The 21,496-nt window shown below is 61.5% G+C and carries 22 protein-coding genes; 8 read left to right on the top strand and 14 right to left on the bottom strand.

The features are described from left to right. Nucleotides 1-894: 894 nt before the first annotated feature. Entirely contained in the window at nt 895-1,452 is a 558-nt protein-coding gene (locus FHS84_RS21990; RefSeq protein ID WP_166937496.1) for an HNH endonuclease, read from the bottom strand. 184 nt (nt 1,453-1,636) lie between these two features. Between FHS84_RS21990 and gluQRS the strand changes: the two genes are divergently transcribed. Then, a complete protein-coding gene (gene gluQRS, locus FHS84_RS20945) occupies nt 1,637-2,488 on the top strand; it encodes a tRNA glutamyl-Q(34) synthetase GluQRS (RefSeq protein WP_166937495.1) in 852 nt (283 codons plus the stop codon). Here the strand turns inward: gluQRS and FHS84_RS20940 are convergent. The 4 genes from FHS84_RS20940 to FHS84_RS20925 all read right to left on the bottom strand — a co-directional run bounded on the left by FHS84_RS20940 (nt 2,469) and on the right by FHS84_RS20925 (nt 5,116). Beyond that, nucleotides 2,469-2,765 carry a winged helix-turn-helix domain-containing protein gene (locus FHS84_RS20940; RefSeq protein ID WP_166937494.1) on the bottom strand — a complete coding sequence of 99 codons (297 nt, stop codon included), beginning with the start codon at nt 2,763-2,765 and terminating at the stop codon, nt 2,469-2,471. The two genes, gluQRS and FHS84_RS20940, sit on opposite strands and share 20 nt — an antisense overlap. Before the next feature lies 1 nt (nt 2,766). Continuing rightward, nucleotides 2,767-3,321, bottom strand: a complete 555-nt coding sequence (locus FHS84_RS20935; RefSeq protein ID WP_166937493.1) for a hypothetical protein — start codon at nt 3,319-3,321, stop codon at nt 2,767-2,769. Between the two features lie 76 nt (nt 3,322-3,397). Continuing rightward, nucleotides 3,398-4,093, bottom strand: a complete 696-nt coding sequence (locus FHS84_RS20930; RefSeq protein ID WP_166937492.1) for a hypothetical protein — start codon at nt 4,091-4,093, stop codon at nt 3,398-3,400. 90 nt (nt 4,094-4,183) lie between these two features. Then, the gene (locus FHS84_RS20925) at nt 4,184-5,116 is read right to left on the bottom strand and encodes a hypothetical protein (RefSeq protein ID WP_166937491.1); all 933 of its coding nucleotides are present in this window, start codon (nt 5,114-5,116) and stop codon (nt 4,184-4,186) included. Between the two features lie 293 nt (nt 5,117-5,409). Here FHS84_RS20925 and FHS84_RS20920 point away from each other — a divergent pair, with 293 nt between their 5' ends. From FHS84_RS20920 to FHS84_RS20910, 3 genes are all read left to right on the top strand, one after another. Further along, on the top strand, nt 5,410-5,868 hold the full coding sequence (locus tag FHS84_RS20920) for a DUF4440 domain-containing protein (protein WP_166937490.1): 459 nt from the start codon (nt 5,410-5,412) through the stop codon (nt 5,866-5,868). An 8-nt stretch (nt 5,869-5,876) separates the two neighbouring features. After that, nucleotides 5,877-6,191, top strand: coding sequence for a phosphoribosyl-ATP diphosphatase (locus FHS84_RS20915; protein ID WP_166937489.1), 315 nt, complete (start codon nt 5,877-5,879; stop codon nt 6,189-6,191). Between the two features lie 61 nt (nt 6,192-6,252). After that, on the top strand, nt 6,253-6,978 hold the full coding sequence (locus FHS84_RS20910) for a uroporphyrinogen-III synthase (protein WP_166937488.1): 726 nt from the start codon (nt 6,253-6,255) through the stop codon (nt 6,976-6,978). A gap of 33 nt (nt 6,979-7,011) precedes the next feature. Here the strand turns inward: FHS84_RS20910 and FHS84_RS20905 are convergent, their stop codons facing one another. Then, nucleotides 7,012-8,763, bottom strand: coding sequence for a tetratricopeptide repeat protein (locus FHS84_RS20905; RefSeq protein WP_166937487.1), 1,752 nt, complete (start codon nt 8,761-8,763; stop codon nt 7,012-7,014). A 139-nt stretch (nt 8,764-8,902) separates the two neighbouring features. On the opposite strand from FHS84_RS20905, the gene flbT reads away from it, so the two are divergent. The 4 genes from flbT to FHS84_RS20885 all read left to right on the top strand — a co-directional run bounded on the left by flbT (nt 8,903) and on the right by FHS84_RS20885 (nt 11,845). Continuing rightward, nucleotides 8,903-9,328 (top strand): flagellar biosynthesis repressor FlbT, encoded by a 426-nt coding sequence (flbT, locus tag FHS84_RS20900; RefSeq protein ID WP_166937486.1) that lies wholly within the window; start codon nt 8,903-8,905, stop codon nt 9,326-9,328. Beyond that, nucleotides 9,288-9,638 (top strand): flagellar biosynthesis regulator FlaF, encoded by a 351-nt coding sequence (flaF, locus tag FHS84_RS20895; protein WP_166937485.1) that lies wholly within the window; start codon nt 9,288-9,290, stop codon nt 9,636-9,638. The genes flbT and flaF overlap by 41 nt, the downstream gene beginning before the upstream one ends. 232 nt (nt 9,639-9,870) lie before the next feature. Next, nucleotides 9,871-10,689, top strand: a complete 819-nt coding sequence (locus FHS84_RS20890) for a flagellin (protein ID WP_166937484.1) — start codon at nt 9,871-9,873, stop codon at nt 10,687-10,689. Nucleotides 10,690-11,023: 334 nt separating this feature from the next. Continuing rightward, nucleotides 11,024-11,845 (top strand): flagellin, encoded by an 822-nt coding sequence (locus FHS84_RS20885; protein ID WP_166937483.1) that lies wholly within the window; start codon nt 11,024-11,026, stop codon nt 11,843-11,845. 157 nt (nt 11,846-12,002) lie between these two features. Here the strand turns inward: FHS84_RS20885 and pseC are convergent, their stop codons facing one another. From pseC to FHS84_RS20845, 8 genes are read right to left on the bottom strand one after another with little or no spacing between them, the layout of a single operon-like run. Continuing rightward, complete coding sequence (gene pseC, locus FHS84_RS20880; protein ID WP_166937482.1) at nt 12,003-13,226, bottom strand: UDP-4-amino-4,6-dideoxy-N-acetyl-beta-L-altrosamine transaminase; 1,224 nt, start codon at nt 13,224-13,226, stop codon at nt 12,003-12,005. Next, nucleotides 13,223-14,311 (bottom strand): UDP-N-acetylglucosamine 4,6-dehydratase (inverting), encoded by a 1,089-nt coding sequence (gene pseB, locus FHS84_RS20875; protein WP_166937481.1) that lies wholly within the window; start codon nt 14,309-14,311, stop codon nt 13,223-13,225. Before pseB ends, pseC begins: the two co-directional genes overlap by 4 nt. A 45-nt stretch (nt 14,312-14,356) precedes the next feature. Next, on the bottom strand, nt 14,357-16,321 hold the full coding sequence (locus FHS84_RS20870) for a glycoside hydrolase family 57 (RefSeq protein WP_166937480.1): 1,965 nt from the start codon (nt 16,319-16,321) through the stop codon (nt 14,357-14,359). Next, on the bottom strand, nt 16,318-17,532 hold the full coding sequence (locus FHS84_RS20865) for an ATP-grasp domain-containing protein (protein WP_166937479.1): 1,215 nt from the start codon (nt 17,530-17,532) through the stop codon (nt 16,318-16,320). The genes FHS84_RS20870 and FHS84_RS20865 overlap by 4 nt, the downstream gene beginning before the upstream one ends. Continuing rightward, nucleotides 17,529-18,272, bottom strand: coding sequence for an SDR family NAD(P)-dependent oxidoreductase (locus FHS84_RS20860; RefSeq protein WP_166937478.1), 744 nt, complete (start codon nt 18,270-18,272; stop codon nt 17,529-17,531). Before FHS84_RS20860 ends, FHS84_RS20865 begins: the two co-directional genes overlap by 4 nt. Beyond that, nucleotides 18,269-19,246 (bottom strand): transketolase family protein, encoded by a 978-nt coding sequence (locus FHS84_RS20855; RefSeq protein ID WP_166937477.1) that lies wholly within the window; start codon nt 19,244-19,246, stop codon nt 18,269-18,271. The genes FHS84_RS20860 and FHS84_RS20855 overlap by 4 nt, the downstream gene beginning before the upstream one ends. Continuing rightward, nucleotides 19,239-20,159, bottom strand: coding sequence for a transketolase (locus tag FHS84_RS20850; RefSeq protein WP_166937476.1), 921 nt, complete (start codon nt 20,157-20,159; stop codon nt 19,239-19,241). Before FHS84_RS20850 ends, FHS84_RS20855 begins: the two co-directional genes overlap by 8 nt. A gap of 57 nt (nt 20,160-20,216) precedes the next feature. Next, on the bottom strand, nt 20,217-21,350 hold the full coding sequence (locus FHS84_RS20845) for a class I SAM-dependent methyltransferase (RefSeq protein ID WP_166937475.1): 1,134 nt from the start codon (nt 21,348-21,350) through the stop codon (nt 20,217-20,219). Nucleotides 21,351-21,496: the final 146 nt, after the last annotated feature.

Genomic DNA, 21,496 nt, shown 5'->3' with positions numbered 1-21,496 from the left:
CCACGGGCTCTTGAGGCCCCAGGTGGACACGATCTTCCGTCCGCCACCGCGCCGGTCAGCTTAACCGATCTGCGGGACTTCAAGTTACAAGGTGGCGCCATAAGGCGACGGAGGGGGAGATGCTCCGACGTCTCGTCAGCCCCCCTTCCGGCCCTACGGGCCACCTTCCCCGCTATTTCAACGGGATATCGCCCGCGCATCGAACACCGCGGGGAAGGAAAGACGGGCGATGACCTCGTATCAATCTTTGCTGTTTGGCGCCATTCATCATGATCCAAGTGAGATAGCTTTCGTCCAGAATTATCACGTTTTGTTCTGTCCTCTTGAACCTGCGCGGCCGGCTCCCACATCACTGAAGTAACATTGGAGTCGGCCGCATGACGTTCTTTCGTCGCGATCGTACCTACGCCCCGTCGCCAATCTGACGCGGGACCATACAGGGTTACGGACTTGCGCCCGCGCCTGTCCCAACGATTCTGCTATCGCCGCTGTCGGGCGTAGCCTTTGGCAAAGCCCGATCGCGCCAGCCGCCGAGGCGGCAGCGTCAAGCGCATATGGCAGGGTCCGCAACGCCCAGGGAGAAGTGAAGGTGCAGACCGCACGGTTTCCGCCGTGCCCTGCCGCCGGGCCTTCGAGGGTGAAACAGACGGAAAGCGGATGACGCTTTCGCGCCTGCTTTCGCTTATCTGGATGATGCGGCATTGCCCTACCTGTCATCCCCGGCGGAGCCAGCGTTAGCGCAGCGACGGGAAGGGGATCCAGGTCAAGTCAACGGCACAGCGCCGGAAATGATTCACGCTCGTTCTTCTTCATCGAAACCGCGTCGGGACTTGGTTTCCCTTCCCCTCGCATCCGCGTTCGGGCGCGTCTGCTCAGCCGGGAATGACAATCCGGCTACGGCTCCAGTTCGGTATCCCAGTACAGATAATCCGACCAGCTATCGTGCAGATAGTTCGGCGGGAACAGCCGGCCGTTGTTCCTCAGTTCGTTGACCGACGGGCGGTGCGGGCGCTGGCGCGGATGCATGCCGCAGTGCTGCGCCAGTCGTCCGCCCTTCAACAGATTGCAGGGCGCGCAGGCGGTGACGACATTGTCCCACGTGGTCTTGCCGCCGCGCGAGCGCGGAATGACGTGATCGAAAGTGAGATCTTCGCCGGCGCCGCAGTACTGGCACTGGAAGCGGTCGCGCAGGAACACGTTGAACCGGGTGAAGGCGGGATTGCGCGCCGGTTTGATGTAGGTCTTGAGCGACACCACGCTCGGCAGCCGCATCTCGAACGACGGCGAGCGCACGCAGCGATCGTATTCTTCCAGGATGTTGACGCGCTCCAGGAACACCGCCTTGATGGTGTCCTGCCACGACCACAGGGACAGCGGAAAGTAGCTCAACGGACGGAAGTCGGCGTTGAGAACAAGGGCCGGGCAGTTTTCGGGACTGCGCGCGGCTAGCACGACACTACCCCTTGGAAGACCTGCCTCCATATCATAACGATGCGCACTTTACGGCTCGAACGCCGCGCTGCCAAGTCGCGGCATCAAACGTGCCGCAAACATATGTGATTCCCTGTGACGGATTGGCGACGGCGGGCGTCGGACATTTGACCTTTGGGTATCTGCGCACGATTGTCACCGCGCCATGCCGACCACCCGTTTTGCGCCCAGCCCCACCGGTTATCTGCATCTCGGCCATGCCTTTGCCGCGCTGACGGCGGCACGGAGCGGGTCGCGGTTCCTGGTGCGCATCGAAGACATCGACGCGACGCGCTGCCGACCCGAATACGAAACCGCGATCTTCGAGGATCTCGCCTGGCTCGGACTGTCGTGGGAACTGCCGGTGCTGCGCCAGTCGTACCGCATGGCCGCTTACGCAGCGGCGCTCGAGAGGCTGAAGGCCGAGGAACTCGTCTATCCCTGTTTCTGCACCCGCGCCGAAATCGCCGAAGAGATCGCCCGCGCCGGCGATGCCCCGCATGGACCGGACGGTGCCCTCTATCCGGGCACTTGCCGCCATCTCTCCGCCGCCGAGCGTTCAGAAAAGATAGCCGCCGGAACTCCCTACGCTTTGCGCCTCGATGCCGCCAAAGCCACGCGCGTAGTCGGTCCGCTTTCCTTCGCCGAGTACGGTGCTGGACCGGACGGCGAGACCGGCCGCATCATGGTCGATCCGCTCTTGTTCGGCGATGTCGTGCTGGCGCGGAAAGAGACTCCGTCCGCCTATCATCTCGCCGTGGTGGTCGACGATGCGTTCCAGGGCGTCGACCGCGTCACCCGCGGCCACGATCTGTTTGCGGCGGCGCATATCCAGCGCGTGCTGCAAGCGCTGCTGGGCTTGCCCGAACCCGCTTACGCCCATCATCTCCTGATCCTGGACGAGACCGGCAAGAAGTTCTCCAAACGCGATCGCGCCGTGACCTTGCGCGCGCTTCGTCAAAGCGGCGCAACGGCGGACGATATCATCCGCAGAGTTTTCAGCCCGCGGCGCCGATGATGTCCTGCAGATAGCCGACATAGGCATCGAAAGCGCGCCGGCCCTGGGGCGTCATCGACACCCGCGTACGCGGCCGCTTGCCGACGAAGTCCTTTTCGACTCCGACATAACCGGCTTGTTCGAGGGTGGTGATATGGGCGCCGAGATTGCCTTCGGTGGCGCCGACGACGGCTTTCAGCCGGACGAATTCGAGTGCTTCGCCGGCGGGCAACGGTTTCAGCGCCGCCATGATCTTGAGGCGGACGGGCTGATGGATGGTGGGATCGGGCTGTTCCATCTTACGCCGTCCGGAACCAGAGGCCTGTCAGGATCATCGCGCCGCCGCCCACCGCCGCGAACCAGAAGAAGATCGGTTCGATGAAGTAGTAGCCGACCAAGGTGAGAGTGGCGACGACCATGCCGGAAATGACGTAGCGAAGCCCGCGCCACAGTCCGATCGCCATATAGGCGCAGCCGGTGATCAAAGCGGGAAAGGCGCAGAACTGCTTGTCGAGGTGCGGCGGCAGAATGGCGTAGGTGCCGAAGACGAAGAACAGAATGATTGCCCACAGCGCCCCCATGCGCCACGCATAAGGACTGGAAGCGTATCCATCCCGCTTGTAGCGGTGGCCGAGCACGATGCCGCCGACGCTGCCGATTACGATCAGGCCCAGCCATAGCCACCAGCCGTAGCGCGGAAAGAGGCCAGTACCGCCGTAGCCGATGATCCAGATGATTCCCCACATGATCAGGTGGGGAGAGGAGCAGTGATAAAAATAAAGCTGCGACGAGCGGCGGCTCGCTTCTTCGACCTGTTGCAGGCTGGCGGAAGCTTCTTGCGAGGACAACGACATAGCGGGGCCCTTTGGATTGATAGATAACTCTATCAGACAGAGCATATTAATGGAAGTGGCTTATGTCGCCGCCCCGCTACCAGTCGTTCAGGGCTTCGAAGCGGGTAAATCCGGCGTCGCGGGCCCAGCCATCCCATTGCTGGCGCAGACGGGAGGTTTCGACCGGGCTGCCGGTCCCCTGGCCGATGCCGAAAATCGCCAACCGGACACAGCCGCGATAAAGGCGCCGGTCGGGTCGTGGCAGGCCATTGCCTTGGGCGAGGCGGGCGTACTCGGAATCCTCGATGCCGTCGCTGGCCAGGATGATGGTGGTCGGCATGCCCCCGCAGCCCACCGCCCGGACAGAATTATCGAGGAACGCCAGGATGTTGGTCTTCTGCTGACTCTTCCAGCGACCGCTGGCGACAAGCCGCGGCGTATTGGCGATCAGTCTCTGAATCTCGGCTGCGACCCGTTCCGGCCGCGCCCGCACCGAAATCACCGTGTCATAGGCAAAGCCGTTGGAGGCCGGATCATAGCTGCCGAAAGTGCGGATATGGACCTCGGACGCCATGCCGAGGCGGCTGACGATCCCGGCAATGCGCTGGCCGACGCGCGCGGCGAAAGCAGGATTGTCGATCAAAGGGTTGGACTTCGATAGATCGAGCCCGATGATGATCCGTTCCGGATGAAGCGTGTTCTGGTCGGGATAACCGCGCGAGACTTGCAACGCCAGTGCCCCGCCCCCAAGCAGCGCCATGGCCGTGACTGTGCCCAGAACGAATCCCCGCATGATGTCCCCCAGTCTCATCGTGCGCTCCCTAGCCCCTGGGAGGCCGTTCGAGTGTAATCGAGGACCGCATCACGCGATAGCGAGGCATGGCTATCCCCTTGCTTCGGCCGCCTCGATGAGATGCAGGAGCACGAAATCCTTTCGCCGCTGTTTGTAGTCGTTGGCGATATGAACATTGCGCAGGTTGTTCTCGACCGTCTGCATGTAAAGCGCGGCGACGGTGGTCACGATGAAAAAGACAACGCTGGCAAAGGCAAACCAGAACCATTTGTCGGCATGCGCCAGCGATGCGTCCGACAATTTCGGCAGACCCAGCGATACGCCGTCGTTGCCGCGCGTGGTGGCCGGTCTCGCCGTCATAGAAGCTGTTTGCACGCTGGCGTCCGCAGCGAACAATTGCTGGATGGAATCGTTGCTGTTCTGCGGTTGACTGGTTTGCTCCTGGGCGGTCGCCGTACCACCGGCCATGTTGTTGTAGGCCACGAGATAGCCAAGTCCCGAAATCATCAAGATTGCGAGGACAAACGAGGTGGCGATCATCGTGTTACGGCCGTAGGCGCCGGTGATCTTGAGCATGAAATGGACGATCAGGACCGCGAACACGACCTGGAGCGATTTGAACATCACCGAAGCCTGCAGTGCCGGCGGCACCACCATGAACTCGTTGGCGAGCGCCCGCGTCCACACCTCGCGGATGATGTGATAATCGACGAACATCGAGATCAGGACGATGACGAGCGCCAATCCCGCTGCGCCGACATAAAGAGGCTTGTAGTGCGCCACCTGCCGGCTCTTCTCCATGTTGCGGGCGATGATGGCGTCGTCGGACTCGACCGCTCCGCCGTCCGCGTCGGGCTCAGACTGCGTAGCGTCTGCACGCCTCTGCCGGGTTCGCCGTTCAAGGGCTTGGTTGTAGCCAGCCACGCGCTCGCCTTCGCGGCGCCAGTCGGGCCCCCAGCTCGGCTTATCCACAGGGGTTTTGAGCCGCTCGACGAGCTGGGCTTTGAGCCGCGCCCGCATCACGGGGGGCAAGCTCCCCATAGCGGCAAGTTTTTGAGCTTCCTCCTGGAATTCCTCTGGACTCAACCCGTGCAGAAGGTCGCGAGACAGTGCTTTTCTGGATGTCGGCTGGACCTCGGCGGCAGTTCTGGCCATGGCTTTCCCCCGTTGCTACACTTTGCCGGGTACGCGCACGCGAGAAATACGCCTCGTTGACAGAGTTAACCGCGGGTTTACGGCCGCATTATTGCTGAGTGAGACGTATTTGCGGCAAAAGTTGGCAGCGCCCTGCCACAATTGATGGTAGAGAGAAGGTCGTGCACCGCAGCCTGATTGCCAGTTTTATCTTGCTCGTCGCCGCGGCCGGGGCCGCGCCGAAGGACGACATTCTTGCGGCCGACCGGGCGTTTTCCGCGCTAAGCGTCACCCAAGGCGCTCACGCTGCCTTTCTGGCCTATGTGACCGACGACGTCCGGCTGTTCGACGGCGCTCACCCGCCTTTGATCGGCAAGGCGGCAGTTGCCGACTATTATGCCGCCGAGGAAAAGGCCGATCCCGCCTACGGCCAACGACGCTTAGAATGGACGCCCGTGGAGGCAGAGGTTTCGCCCGACGGCGTTCTGGGTTGGACCCGCGGCACCTGGGTGTTTTCGAGCCACAAAGCCGATGGTACGAGCCTGCGGCTGACGGGCTATTATGTCACCGAGTGGCGGCGGCAGAGCGATGGTACCTACAAGGTCTGCCTCGACATCGGCGGTGCCGACAGGCCGAAGTGAAGGATTTGATGAGTCACGTCCTGGACAAACTGTTCGCAACAATCGTCGCCCGCCGGGGTGCCGACCCGAAGATTTCCTACACCGCCAAACTTCTCGCCGAAGGCGTCGAACGCTGCGCCAAAAAGTTCGGCGAAGAAGCGGTTGAAACCGTCATCGCGGCCTCTGCCGACAAGAAGGCCGAAGTAGTTACCGAATCTGCCGATGTGCTCTACCATCTGATGGTTCTATGGGCGGCGTGCGGCGTTGAACCGGATCAGGTTTGGCAAACGCTCGCTTCGCGCGAGGGCCGATCCGGATTGGAAGAGAAGGCTTCCAGAAAATGAGCGCAGACAGAAGACGTGTGAATCGGCTTTCCGCCCAATTGTGCGACGGAAAAAACCTCTGATGCGCATTCTGATCTCCCGCCCGCAGGAGGATGCGGCCCGACTCGCCGAGCTGTTGCATGCACGCGGCCATGAGCCGTTATGTGCGTCCTTGCTTTCGGTGCGGTTCTTCGACGGTCCGGAACTGACCTTCGAAGGCGTCAGCGCCATCGTCGCCACAAGCGCTAACGGCATCCGCGCGTTCGCCAAGCGGACCGAGCGGCGGGACTTGCGCATTTTCGCGGTCGGCCCGCAGACCGCCGATGCCGCGAAAAAGGTCGGCTTCGAGGAAGTGGAATGCGCCGACGGCGACGCCGCCACCTTGGCTGAGAAGGTGCTTGAGTGGGTCAAGCCGGAAGAAGGTGTGCTCCTGCATGCCGCCAGTGCCGATAACGAAGGTCAGCTCAAGACGCTGCTCGCCGAGGAAGGCTACACGGTCGACGTAACGGTGCTCTACGAAGTGGTGGCGCTGCACAAGCTGCCCGAGATCGCACGCGAGGCGCTGGTACATAACGCGCTCGACGCTGCGGTAGTGTTCTCGGCGCGTTCGGCCATGGCGCTGCGCGACTGCATCATCAGGGCGGACCTTGCCGAGGCGTGCAAGAACATCGCGGTGGTATGCATCAGCACGGCGACGGCCATGGCGCTGGAGCCGCTCGTGTTCCGCAAAGTGATCGTTGCCGAACGCCCCAATCAGGCGGCGATGCTGGACGCGGTAGAGCGCGCTGCGGCGGCACCGAAGGCGTGAAACGCCGTCGTGCAGAGCACGGGCGATTGCTGACTATTCCGACGCACGCTCTTTCAGGGTGTCCGCAAGCTGCGGCATCAACGAGTCCCAATCGCCGAATGCCGACGGGCTAAACGCACGCGTTTTGGGATACCAGGGATAATGGTCGGTCCCGAGCTGTGGCCAGGCGCGGCTGCCCGCGAGCAGGAACCACGTCTCGGTGCCTACTGCCGCGGCAATGGCCGCAGAGGCCGTCGGGGCGGAGATCATGACGTCGAGACAGGCCGATGCCGCGGCTGCACCTTCAAGATCGTTCTTGAGATCGAGACCATCGATGGTTTCGATCTTCACGCCATGCATTTCTTCGGCCCGCTTCAGTTCGTCGGTGCAATCGCCGTACTGCATATTGATGAAGCGAACACCGGGCGTCTTGAGCAGCGGCCCCCACTGGTCGAGAGCGGAGAAATACTTGGCCCGCTTGACGTCGATCAGCATCGAGCGCCAGCAGATGCCGACCTTGAGGCCGGAGCCGGTGAGCCGGGTCCGGAATTCCTCAACGCGTTGGGGATCGGGTTTGAGGAAGGCCTTGTGCGGGAAATCGTCGATCGAGCTGCGCAGCCAGCCGAGCGGGGAAGCCATCCAGGCATAATAGTCCGGCTGACCCTTTTCGGTGGCGAACGGCACAAAGCGAATCTGATTGTTGCCGTCCTTGTTCAACAAGCTGCGGTCTTCGTAGCAGCCGACTTCGGCATCCGGCCAGGAGCGCTGGAACAGGCTGACCAGACGCGGGTCGACCGCGATCTGAAGTTTGCCGTTCGGACCGACCAGCCGCTGCACGTCCGAAAGGTATTCGGCGAACATGATCTCGTCGCCCAAACCCTGTTCGGCAACGATCAAGACGCGTTTTCCATCCACCGGTTCGCCGTTCCAGTAAGGCGCATCGATCATGTGATGGAGATAGGCGCGGAATTGTTCCTCGCGGCGACACTCGTGGTCGGCAAATCCCTCCTTGAGCCGCCCCATGCCGATAAGGCAGAGACTGCGCGAATGCTTGGTTTCGCGGGCCTCGTCGGAATCGAGAACGTATTCCAAGGCTTTTTCGTATGCGGCATTGGCTTCGTCGAGCCGGTCGAGATGCTGATAAGCGTAACCGAGATTGTGATAGAAGCGGGCGTAGGTCGGCTCGAGGCGGATGGCCTCCTGGTAGAAGACCAAGCTTTCCTCGGCGCGGCCGGATTCGGCCAGCACCGTCGCGAGCGCATTCCACAAAATGGACTGGTCCGGCATGCGGAACAGGGCGCCGCGCAGAGTCTCTATAGCCGCTTCGCGGTTGCCCATTTCACTCTGGATGGTTCCCAGATTGTTGTAGCCGAGCGGCGAGTCGGGATTGGACGCGATGTAAAGCTGGAACATCTTCGCCGCGCCCTCATCAAGCTTCAGCTTCCAAGCCATGGTGCCGAGATTGATAAGCAGTTCGGGATCGTTGGGGTCGAGCTGAAAAGCGTGTTCGTAGGTGATCAGCGCCTTGTGCAGGTGACCGAGGCGCTCCAGATACATAGCGAGGATATGGAACGCCCTGGCGTTGGTCTCGTCGATTTCGGTGGCGCGCATGGCCGCCTGACCCGCGGCGTCGAAATCGCCCTGCCGCCACGCCTGGACCGCTTCGCGAACGTAATGGTCGGACTGGCTGCGTTTTGCTTCACCGCCGAGTTCCTCGGAAAGAGCCTCGAGTTTTGCCAGTGCCGCGAGCTTGGCGTCCACCGCGGAAAGGCTCAGCACGCCGGGCGACGGAGCAATCTTGGCCATTCGCGTTTCACCCAGAAAATTTCAGCCAAATAAGAGCCGAATTGTCCTTAAGCAGGAGTGAAGAAGATCGCTCGACTTCGAACAGGAATTCTTAACCCCGGCCAACCTAAAATGGCTTTACCTGCCATGGGAGTCACGGATGCCTCTGAAGCTTTCCCTCAAACCGGGCGAAAAATTCGTCATCAACGGCGCTGTCCTGACCAACGGAGAAAAGCGCGCCACCCTGATCGTGCAGAACAAGGCATGCCTTTTGCGTGAGAAAGACATCATGCAGCCGGAAGATGCCAATACGCCCGCAAGGCGTATCTATCTTCCGATCATGATGCTGTACCTGGATCCGGACGGAGGCGATCAATACTACGACGATTTCGCACTGCGCATGACCGAGTTCATGGGCGCGATCGAGAATCGCGATGCCCTGGCGGCCTGTGTCGAGATCAGTCGCGATGTAATGAGCGGTTCCTACTACCGGGCCCTTATGCAATGCAGGAAATTGTTCGAATTCGAACGGGAGCGGCTGAGTTATGACCCTCAAAGCGTATCAAAACACGCAGCAAATTACTGAGAATCCACGAGAAACCGAGTACCGGCTATTCGGTCAGGTGACCGGCGCCTTGATTACGGCCCAGCGCGAAAAACGCACCGGCGGACCGCTTTGCGAAGCCATCGACTGGAATCGCAAATTATGGCGGCTTTTGGCGGCCGATTGCCTGGACGAGCACAACAAGCTGCCCGACGGCTTGCGCGCCAACATCGTCTCGCTTTCGTTGTTCGTGACACGTTATTCCAAGGACGTAATGCGCAGCGGCGCGCCCCTCGATCCGCTGATCGAGATCAATCGCTCGATCATGCAGGGCCTGCAGGGCGCCGCATAACGCCGATTTCGCTCGCGCGTTTTGATGAGGCCGGGGGCAACTCCGGCCTCTTCCTTTTTGCCGGTCGGCAAGAATTATCCATTGCCCATATCCGCCGGCGTTCTCGTTTTTTAGGTGAATCAATGACTTACGGAAGATTCCGGAGTGGCACGGCGGTTGCGATAGCTGGGCCGGGGCGTTGCGCCCCATGGAAAAAAACCGCCGTCCCAACGACGGAAGTGGAGAAGACACTATGCTGAGCGTCAATACCAACAACGGCGCAATGATTGCGCTGCAGTATCTCACCAAGACTCAAGGCGAAATCTCTCAGACGCAGTCTGCGATCAGCACGGGTTACAAGGTCGCTTCCGCAAAGGACGACGGCGCAACCTACGCGATTGCCCAGAACATGCGCGGATCGGTTGCGGCCTACCAGTCCGTTTCCGACAGCCTCAACCGCGGTATTTCCACCGTGGACGTCGCCATGTCGGCCGGTCAGTCGATCTCTGATCTGCTGATCCAGATGAAGGCCAAGGCCTTGGCCTCGTCCGACAAGTCGATCGATACGGCCAGCCGCGCCGCCTTGAATAACGACTTCACGGCCTTGCGCGATCAGATCCAGACGATCGTCGACAATGCCTCGTTCAACGGTTTCAACCTGATTAAGAGCGGCGCGACCGACATCACCGCTCTGGCCAATGCCGACGGCACCAAGAAGATCACCGTGCAACATCAGGACTTGTCGCTCACCGGTATCGGACTTACCGCGACCTCGAACATCTCCGTCCAGAGCGGCGCGACGGCAATGGTGGGAACGATCCAGACCGCATTGACCAACGTCAACAAGGCGCTGGCGTCGCTGTCCGCAGGTGCGAAGAAGTATTCGATCCAGCTCGACTTCACTACCAAGCTGTCCGACACACTCACCAGCGGCATCGGCAATCTGGTCGACGCGAACATGGCCGAGGAAAGCGCCAGACTCACGGCGTTGCAGACCAAGCAGCAGCTCGGCGTTCAAGCTCTCTCGATCGCCAATTCGGCGCCGCAGACCATCCTGTCGTTGTTCCAGTAAAATATTCCATGGGGCAAGGGAATGGCGGCGTGGAACCTCGGGTTCCGCGCCGTCTTTTTTTGCATTTTCGGGTACGCCCGGCGCGCCTGCCAATGGCTCGGCAAATAATTCCGTACCCCGGCAGCTTTTGCCCGGTACCGGCAAGAACTGCCCGGCAATTCCTGTTCAGCCGCAGACCGTTATCGGTCCGCTTCGACAGGCTTCAGTTCCCAAAACGAAGTTACTACGTCGTTAAGCGCCTTGCGGCACAGGGCTTGCGATGCTGGACCGTGGGGCAAAAGGCCCCTCCGAGCAAAACGCTCGTGTGAAAACCAGAACGGAGGCAAGTATTACAATGGCTCTTAGCGTCAATACGAACATCGGTGCCATGACCGCCCTGCAGTATCTGTCCGGTACGCAGGCCAGTATGGCTGCAACCCAGAACGCCATCAGCACCGGCTACAAGGTTGCGTCTGCGAAGGACGACGGCGCCACTTACGCCATCGCCCAGAACATGCGCGGCAACGTGGCCGCCTACAGCGCCGTTTCCGACAGCTTGAACCGCGGCATGAGCGCCGTGGACGTGGCGATGTCGGCTGGTCAGTCGATCTCCGATCTGCTGATCCAGATGAAGGCGAAGGCTCTCGCGTCGTCCGATAAGTCGATCGATACGGCGTCGCGCGTTGCTTTGAACAATGACTTCACCGCTCTTCGCGATCAGATCCAGACGATCGTGGACAATGCTTCGTTCAACGGCTTCAACCTGATCAAGAGCGGCGCCTCCGACATTACGGCGCTGGCTTCGGCGGACGGCACCAAGAAGATCACCGTCCAGCATCAGGACCTGTCGCTCACCGGCATCGGCCTTACTGCGACCTCCAACATCTCGGTCCAGAGTGGCGCGACCGCAATGGTGGGAACGATCCAGACCGCGTTGACCAACGTCAACAAGGCCCTGGCGTCCTTCTCGGCCGGTGCGAAGAAGTACTCGATCCAACTCGGCTTCGTGTCGAAGCTGTCCGATACGCTCACCAGCGGCATCGGCAACCTGGTCGACGCGAACATGGCCGCAGAGAGCGCCAAGCTCACCTCGCTGCAAACCAAGCAGCAGCTCGGTGTTCAGGCCCTGTCGATTGCGAACTCCTCGCCGCAGGTTGTGTTGTCTCTGTTCCAGTAAGGCATCTCTTGAAGCGGTGGGCGCTTGGCGCCCGCCGCTCTTCGCCGCTGATGGAGGTTTTACGCCTCCTTCCCCGGGGCGTGGGTTGGGGTTCAAAAAGAAAAAGGCGGTCGGGTATCTACCCGGCCGCCATTTCTTTTGCCTGAATCTGCCGATTTCAGAGATGCAGCACGCGCCGCAAGGCTTCAGCGACGCGGACGACGTCGGAAAGCACCATCGAGGCATAGAACGGAAGGCTGAGAGCCCGCGCGTAATAGCGGTCGGCGCCCGGCAGATCGGTGTGGCCGTAACGATCCGCGTAATAGCGCTGACGATGCACCGGATAATAATGCACCTGGGTGCCGATGCCTTCGTCGCGCAACCGCGCCATCACTTCGGTTCTGGTGTGACCGCAGGCGGCAAAATCGATCAAAACCGGATAGAGATGAAGGGTCGGCAGGCATTCGGTGTGGGCGACCGGCATGAGCGCCGGCTTGAGTGGTGCCAAAAGCGAGTCGTAGGCCGCCGCAAGAGCTCGTCTGCGGGCGGCAAACCGCGTCAGCTTGGCGAGTTGTGTCAGCCCCAGTGCGCACTGGATGTCGGTGGCGCGCCAATTGAAACCGGGTTCGACCAGCTCGTAGTACCACGGATTGGGGTGGCCGGGACGTTCGAAAGCGTCTTCGGTGGTTTCGAACTCCTCGGCGTCGCGAGTCATGCCATGATTGCGGTGCAGCCGCAGCGCATCGGCCAAACGGGCGTCATTGACCGTGACGGCGCCGCCTTCGCCCATGGTCACGGTCTTCACCGGATGGAACGAAAAGACGGTCATATCGGACAGCGCATTCTCACCGACCATCTTCTCGGCACCGCCGAGACGATAGCTGGTGCCGAGCGCGTGGCAGGCGTCATCGACGATCTTGAGGCCATGCCGGCGCGCAATTTCGTGGATGGCTTCGATGGCGCCGCATTGGCCGTTGAGATGGACATTGAACACCGCATCGGCATTGCCGGCGCGGGCCAACGCCCATTCGAAGTCCTCAGCCCGCATCAGCCCGGTATCGGGATCGACATCGGCAAAAACGATCTCGGCGCCGGCGAGGTGGGGGGCACTGGCGGTTGCGAGGAACGTCAGCGACGGCACGATTACCTTCGAGCCGGGCTTGAGACCCAAAGCTTTTGCCGCAATGTAGAGTGCAGCCGTACCGTTGGAGCAAACAACGGCTTCCTGGGCCCGCACGGTCGCCGCCAGAGCGGATTCGAACTTGCCGACCAAGGGCCCGGTGGTGAGGAAATCGCCCTGCAAGGCGGCCGTTACTGCGGCGATGTCGTCAGCTTCGATGACCTGCCGGCCATACGGAAGAAACGGCAGCGTGCTTTCGGGCTCTGGCAGGGCCGCGGTCATGCGTAGGCCTGCGCCAGAAGCTGTTGCAATCCACGGGCATCGAGCCGCTCGGGATTGGTATCGCTCGAATAGGCAAACCCTTCGGGCACAGGTTTGGCGCCGCGGTTGATGTAGGCGTCGCGCAGAGCTTCGGCGAAGCTCGCCAGGATGACAAACCGGTCGTGCAGCTCCAGCGTACAATGAGCATCGTCGGCCGGAATCATGGTCTCGTGCAGCTTTTCGCCGGGGCGAATGCCGACGATTTTCTGCGGCAGATCCGGTCCCAACAGAGTGGCCAGTCCGGTGATGGTGGTCGACGGGATTTTCGGCACGAAGATTTCGCCGCCTTTGGCCATTTCCATCGACGACAGGACCAGGTTCACGCCTTGCGTCAGGGTAATCCAGAAGCGGGTCATGCGCGCATCGGTGATCGGCAGCTCATGAGCACCCGATTCGGCGAGCTTCTTGAAGAAGGGCACGACACTGCCGCGCGATCCGAACACGTTGCCGTAGCGCACGACGGCGAAGCGCGTTCCTTCGGCGCCGGCCAAATTGTTGGCGGCAACGAAGATCTTGTCGGACGCGAGCTTGGAAGCGCCGTAGAGATTGACCGGATTGGCCGCCTTGTCGGTCGAAAGCGCGATCACCTTCTTCACGTTGGATCGCAGTGCGGCATAGACGATGTTCTCGGCGCCCAAAACGTTGGTCCGGATGCACTCGAACGGATTGTATTCGGCTGCCGGCACCTGCTTCAGCGCGGCGGCATGCACGACGTAATCGACGTTCGACATCGCCAGATCGAGCCGGTCGCGGTCGCGCACATCGCCGATGAAGAAGCGCATGCACGGATGCTGCTCGTGCGGGAAGCGTTGCTGCATCTCGTACTGCTTCAGCTCGTCGCGCGAATAGATGATGAGTCGCTTCGGCTTGTACTGGCTGAGAACCGTCTTGACGAAATGATTGCCGAACGATCCCGTGCCGCCGGTGACCAGAATCTGTTTGTCGTTGAGATCGAGCCAGGGCTGGGAAAAATCGCGCAGTTCCGACTTCGAGGATCCGATCTCGGCGTTGCCGCCAAGAAAGACTTTCTTCGCCCGCTGGGCCATGGGACTACCACTCGTCATGTCGGGGCCAATCGTTGCAGATTGGGGTTAACAAGACCCTGACGGAAAGGAGCCGTTTACGCTAAATCGGAACCGCCGGGGGGCTGCTTGGAGCGGCGACGGCTTGCGGGTGTCGTCCAGTTCAAGCGCCGAGAGCGCGAACTGGCAGAACATCCCGCCTTTGAGCCGGCGCAGGGTCAGAAGGCCGAGCAGCGGTGCCGTGGCACGGTCTACCGTGACGCGGATACGGTGTTGGGCATCGCCTATTTCGGCCCAGCCTTCGGTCATCCCGAGGCCGTGCGAGGCTGAAACCAGGAACGACACGGGTGCGCCGTGATCGATAGTCTCGCCGCCGAGGGCAAAGGTTTCGCAATCCTTACCGCCGTTATGGGTCGTTAACGAAAGCGCATCCCAGTCGAACGCATCCGGCAGGAAGGTGATGTGGCCGAGCCGGAGCGAACCTCTGCCCCAATCGTTCCAATGGAAGGCGAGGTCGAAGTCGATCTGTGGGGCACGGCCGTGAAACCGCATCGTCTTCTCGATCGGACCTTTGGGCGTCACGATGCGAGCGAAGGCCAGCGTATCGCGGCCTTCGTGCCAGACATGCGACTCGGCCCATTCGAGGTCGGTGACTTTGTGCTCGCCGGGCGCTTCGAACACGGCATTGCCGGTGTACCAGTCGGCCTGCAAGGCGATATCGTCGAAGGTGCCGTGCGGCAGCATTCCGATCAGAGCCTTGTTGCCGTTGAAACGCACGTCCGACAGCGCCAGCCCGCGCCGACGATCGAGACGCGCGGCAACCGCGGACGTCGCGATATCGATGTGGCGTTCGGCGATCCCCGAGCCCTGCGGCGCGGGCGGCGGCGGCACATCCGGGTGAGGAAAGCGCTGCAAGGCGGCTTTCAGACGTCGCTCAAGACCGGCCCAGCGCTTGGCGGTGATGTGGGTGCGAAAATCGCTCGCCCATAACCAGCAGAGTTCTTTCCAGGCCCAGGTTTCGGCATTGCCGGTGGCCAGTGTTTCGTAAATCCGCTGACACGCGGCATTGATGAACAGATCGTCGCGGCCGGTTACCGCCCAGCGCGACAGGGCGTACTTGCGCTGCTTCTTGACCGGGATCGGCACCGCGGGCGTTTCGAGACGCAAAGGCACGCCCCCCGATCTGTCGAGTACGTCACACGGCCGTACCACGGAGCAGCCGGGTTCTTGAGCCAAGGCGGAAAAAGCGTCTTCCAGCTTTTTCCATTCCGAAATGGCGCCGATCTTCTCTTCGGTCTTGTAGCGGCCGGGGCGAAAATCGAAAATCTCCGCATCGCTGGCATAGAGACACAGCGACCGTTCCGTGGCGCCGCGTTGGCGGCGGACATAAGCGAGGTAGTCCTCCAGCGGAATGTCGCCGTGGGCATAGCGCTGCAGCTTCTGGAAGGCGACGGTGTTGGACCAGAGCAGAGCAATGCTGCGATCGTCCGCGCCGAGCGCGCGCTGCGCCGCATATCCGGTTTCGGCCGGCCAGTCGTGGGTGGAGCCGGGATTGTCCCAGTCCATGATCAGCGCATCGTAGCCGGCATCGAGATAGAGCCCGACCAGCCCGCCGGAATAGGCCTGCTCGTTGACGAGCGCCATGCGCGGCGAGACGTCGAGAAGCGCCCGATAAATCTCATTGCCGATCTTGAGATTGGCCTCGGTCACGCGCCACGGCACCAAGGGGCCGATCATCTGGCTGTAGCCGCAGCCGATGAACTCCACTTTGCCTGTCGCGATCAGGCGTTTCAGATCGGCAATCCACTCGGGACTGCGCAACGCGATTTCTTCCAGGGTGAAGCCCGAGGCTTCCACGCCGATTGGCCCGAACCGTTCGGCCAGCCTCAGAAGCGGCTTGTAGCACTTCTCGATCACCTCGCCGCGCTGTTCCTCCTCGATCGAGGAATAAGCGAGATTGAGATGGAAGAAGGCGAACAGGTTAAGCGTACCCGCTTCGGCCGCAAAGGCAGAGGCGGCATACGGCGCGGTCATTGGGTCACAACCTTGATACGCGAAAGCGCGGCGGCCGCATTAGCGCGGGCTTCGGCACGATCGGCACCGGTCGCAATCACCATGGCACCGGAGGGACGCTTGTCGCCAGCCGGCGGGATCACGTCGCCTTTCTTGGCCGTGATGTTCACCTCCAGGATGCCGGGCACCTTCCACGCGTCTTCGGCGCCAGAGGTCGCCACCACCGTACCCGGATCGGGGAAGATGTAGCGCTGGGTAATGAACTTCTGGTACTTCGGCGTCATCTCTTCCGGTGCCGGATTTTCGCCGAGCGCCACGCGGATGGCACAGCCGATAAAGTCGACGCCGGTGTTCATCGGGATTTCTTGGGTGCAGAAAAACCCGCCGGACAGCCGCGCTGCCAGTTCGATTACATAGACCTTGCCGTCATGCACCACGATGTCGCCCTTGACGGTGCCGCGGCTGACGCCGAGCGCTGCCGCTGCATCGGCCTGGACATCGAGCACACGCTCGTAGATGTCTTCCGGCAGTGCCGTCGGCATATCGCCGCCGTTCTCGATGAAATAGGGCGCGTATTTGTCGAGGTATTCGTAATTGCGGTCGCTGAAGCCGGACGTGTAGCAGACCCCGTCGACGACAACGGATTCGGTCGAAATCTGCGGACCGGGAAGATACTGTTCCACCATCACCCGCTGGGTCGGAGAATAATCGCGGGCGAACGCGAAGGCCTTGGCCAGATCGCGAACGTGCGACAAGCGCTGAACGCCGCGCGATCCGCGGGAATCGACCGGTTTGATGACGAGATTCGGTCCGCGCTCGGCGAAAATGCGTTTCAACTGATCGGCGGATTCGACGCCCGAAAACCACGGCACCGGCACACCGCATTCGGCAAAACGCTGCTTCATGGCCAGTTTATCGGTGGCCCATTCGGCGCTCTGGCGCGTCAGACCTTTCAGCCCGAGGCGTTCGTTCACCGCGGCGACCGTCTGCGGGGCATCGGCGGCGACGCAGATGACGCCGTCGATCTTGCGGATCTTGTTATGAAAGCGTTCGGCTGCCGCGGCCGTATCGGACGGGCCGTAGACGTCGGCGATCAACGCCGAATCGGCAATGGCGAAGCCAGGCGCTTCGGGATTGATGTCGCTGCAAACGACATACAAGCCCATTTCCTTGGCCCGCTTCACGGCCGCCGCGGCTTCGACGCCGCCCGATACGATGAGCAGTGTTTTCATCCGAAATACATGCCGCCGTTCACGTTGATGGTCTGGCCGGTAACGTAGGAAGCCTCCGGCGAAGCCAGGAACACCACCACGTCGGCGACTTCTTTGGCATAGGCAATGCGCCCAAGCGGGATCGCCGCCGCTTTCTTCTTGCCGGCCTTGGTGTGCAGTTCTTTCTGCGCCATATCGGTCGCGACGAGGCCCGGCGACACGGCGTTGGACGTGATGCCGTTCGCCGAATAGAGCCGCGCGCACGACTGGGTGAAGTTGATCAACGCCGCTTTCGAGGCTGCGTAATGGACCTGGTTCTTTCCACCCCACTGGCCGCCGATCGAGACGATGTTGACGATGCGCCCCCAGCCGTTCGCGGTCATGTCGGGCAGACATTCCTGAGCGAGGATAAAGGGGCCGCGCAGGTTAGTTTCCAGCATGCGATCCCATTGCGCGTCGGTGATGGTCTCCATCGGACGCTCATCGGCAATCGCGGCGTTGTTGACCAGGATGTCGACCGGCGCCTTGAAGTGCTTCTTGGCCTTTTTCAGAGCGCTCTGGACCGAGGCGCGCTTGCGCTGATCGAGCTTCACGGCAAAGGCGTTGGGATACTTCTTGGCCAATTCGTCGGCGCCGCCGGCATTGAGGTTATAGCCGACGGCCACCTTGGCGCCCGCATCGAGCAGGGCTACGGCGATGGCTTTGCCGATGCCGCGCGATGCGCCGGTGACGAAAGCCGTTTTCCCGGTAAGGTCGGTCATTGCAGATGTTCCTTGCGCGCCATGGCACGGCGTGCCGCCTCGGCGATATAGGGCGCGGTGATTTGGAAATGCTCGGCAAGTTCGTCGGGTTCGCCGGACGTGCCGAAGCTGTCCTTGAGGCCGATCATTTCAATCGGGCAGGGACGATTCTTGGTCACTGCTTCGGCGACCGCCGAACCGAGACCGCCATAAATGTTGTGATCTTCCGCCGTCACGAGACAGCCGGTTTCCAGAACGCAGCGCTTCAACAAGGCTTCGTCGATCGGCTTGATGGTCGGCATGTTGACGACCCGCGCTTCAATGCCTTCCTCGGCCAGCAACTCGGCAGCCTTGAGCGAACGGGCGACTTCGACGCCGCACGCGACCAGGGTCACGTCGAGCCCATGGCGGATGATCTGGCCCTTGCCGATTTCGAAGACGTGATCGTCGTTGAAGAGACGCACGGACCCCGAACGGCCGGTACGCATATAAACCGGGCCGTCGTATTCGAGGATGGCGCGGGTGGCGAGAGCCTGTTCGATCGGATCGGCCGGCGAGATCACCACCATGCCCGGAATGGCGCGGAACGCCGCGAGGTCTTCCAAAGCCTGAGCCGAACCGCCGTCGGGACCGACGTCGAGGCCGGGATGGCTGGCGACGATCTTCACATTGCGCCGCGCATAACCGACCGAGAGGCGAGCCTGTTCATAGGCGCGTTCCAGGAAGCAGGCGAAGCCGGTAACGACCGGAATCATGCCGGTGGCGGCAAGGCCGGCAGCCGCAGCGACCATGTTCTGCTCGGCAATGCCGCACTGGATGAACTTGTCGGGATGGGCTTTGCGAAAATGATGCACGCCGGTGCCGCCGGCGACGTCGGCATCGAGTACCACAAGCTTGGGATATTCGGGCGCGATGCGGGTGAGTTCCTTGCCGAAGGCTTCGCGCAACGAATCGCCGGACGAACCGATCAGGGCGGGGGCGTTGTTCTCAGACATCGAGGAACTCCTTGATTTCTTCGGCGGTGCAGCCGAGGGCTTGAAGGGCGGTTTCAGCCTGTTCGTGGCTGAGCTTGACACTACCGTGCCAAGCGGGGCTGCCTTCCATGTAGGGAACGCCCTTGCCCTTGATGGTGTTGGCGATGATGCAGGACGGCTTACCGCGGGTGGTGGCGGCACGATGGAAGGTCGACAGGATCTGCGGAATGTCGTGCCCGTCGATCTCGAACACCTCCCAACCGAAAGCACGCCATTTATCGGCGAGCGGGGCGATGCCGCAGATTTCTTCGTTCAGCGCATCGGACTGCATTTTGTTGTAGTCGATAATGGCGCAGAGATTGTCGAGCTTGTGATGCGCCGAGCACATCGCGGTTTCCCACACGCTGCCTTCCTGCATCTCGCCGTCGCCGAGAAGGGTGTAGACGCGGGCGCGGATCTTCTGCATGCGCAGGCCCATGGCCATGCCCATGGCGACCGAGAAGCCTTGTCCCAGCGAGCCGGTCGAGGTTTCCACCCACGGCAAGTCCTTGACGTGCGGATGACCCTGGAAGGGGCTTCCCAGCTTCCGGAGATTCAGCGATTCTTTCTTGTCGCAGAAGCCGTGCCAAGCGGCGATCGCATACAGCGTCGGGCAGGCATGGCCTTTGGACAGGACGAAGCGGTCGCGTTGCGGATCATTGACGCTCGACGGCCACACGTTCAGCTCGGCGCCGAACAGGGTCGCGAGAATGTCGGCGCAGGACAACGCACCGCCGGGATGGCCGGAGGTCGCGCGATAGATCGAGGCGATCAAGTGGCGGCGGGTGAACCGCGCCGCTTCGGCGATCTGAACCTCGATATCGGGCGCGGACACGACTGGATGTGCCGTTGCGGTTTCGAAGGCCGTCTCTTTCACGGGTGCGCAAATGGGCATGACGTTTCCCCTCTGAGAGCGCCTCGGAAACCTTCCGACAGCGCGAAAAACCAAAACTCACGCGGCCCGCTTCAGGCGCGCGCGACCAAGCAGATCGGCAAAGGCAATGATTTCGGCACCGGGAACCAGGGTTCCGGCTCTGGCGGCGATTTCGTCCGTACCGCCGCGGGTCAGGACAACGATAACGCCCGGTGCCGCAGCGGCGAGCGCCTCGGGACCGGATAGTTCGACGCCATGGCGTTCGGCGACATGTGTGAGATGCGGATCGATCAGCGCGGTCAGCTTTTTCGGATCGAAGCCGCCGTGAAGGACTAGGGTATCGAAGATGCGTCCGGCACCCCAGATTGCGACACCTTTCGGTGCCATAGCGATCAGCTCTTCAGCAACGGCAGGCAAAGCGTCGGCATTGTGCGAACGGGTGGCGGCATAGGTGGAGATGCGTTCGACAGCTTGGTCCACCTCTTTCGGGTCGGGATCGACGGCATGTGACGTGCCGGTTTTTTTTGCCACCAGAAACAGGTTTTCGCGATCGCGCGGATCGGGCGCTTCGATGATTTCGAATCCGGCGGCCTCGACCATGCGCGTCAGGGTGCGCGCCGAAAAATGATAGAGGTGCTTGTCGACGAACCATTCCTCGACAATGTCTTCGGCCTGGGTGAGTGCGATATTGGGCGCGTCGAGCAGAAGAAGACCGCCGCTTTTCAGGATCCGGGCGTGGTCTTTCAGAACCCGCGATGGATGGGCGAGGTGCTCGATAGTGTGGCAGGAATGGATGACGTCGAACGTTCCGGCCGCGAATTTCAGGGATTCGATTCGTGCCACATGCAATTCGGCTTTATCGGCCGCGCTCGCCGCGACGCGCTCGTCCGGCTCTATGGCGACGGCCTCGGCAGCGGGAAATGCATCGGTCAGGGCGATGAGGAAATCGCTGCGGTGCGAGCCGACGTCAATGACGCGGAAGTGATCGGATGGCGCGTGCCGTTTCAGGGCCGCCAACGCAATCGGATAGCGGAAACTCTTGCCGAACCGGACGGCATCGTTGGCTGCGTGCGGTTCGTGATCGATCCGCGGCAGGCTCTGAACGAGACCGCAATAACAGCAGACATAGACGGAGATGCCGCGATGCGAATGCTCGGGAGCATACGCCAGCGTCAGTCCGTCACGGCCGCAGAGTTCGCAAAAGTCCTGCATTGGCGGAGGGCCCAGAAGGAGACTGGTAACCATCTTCCGTCGCGTTTGCTTAACAATTCGCTAGCAGGGGCGGCGCTTCGGGTCTCTGACACCGGGGTCATGGCGCCAGCGTCCATTCGCTCCGTGCGGGCCGGCCCCTCGTAAAG

Source organism: Rhizomicrobium electricum (genome assembly GCF_011762045.1).
Classification (GTDB): Bacteria; Pseudomonadota; Alphaproteobacteria; order Micropepsales; family Micropepsaceae; genus Rhizomicrobium; species Rhizomicrobium electricum.
The sequence above is the reverse complement of the archived record's forward strand: the minus strand, read 5'-3'. Positions and strand labels throughout refer to the sequence as shown.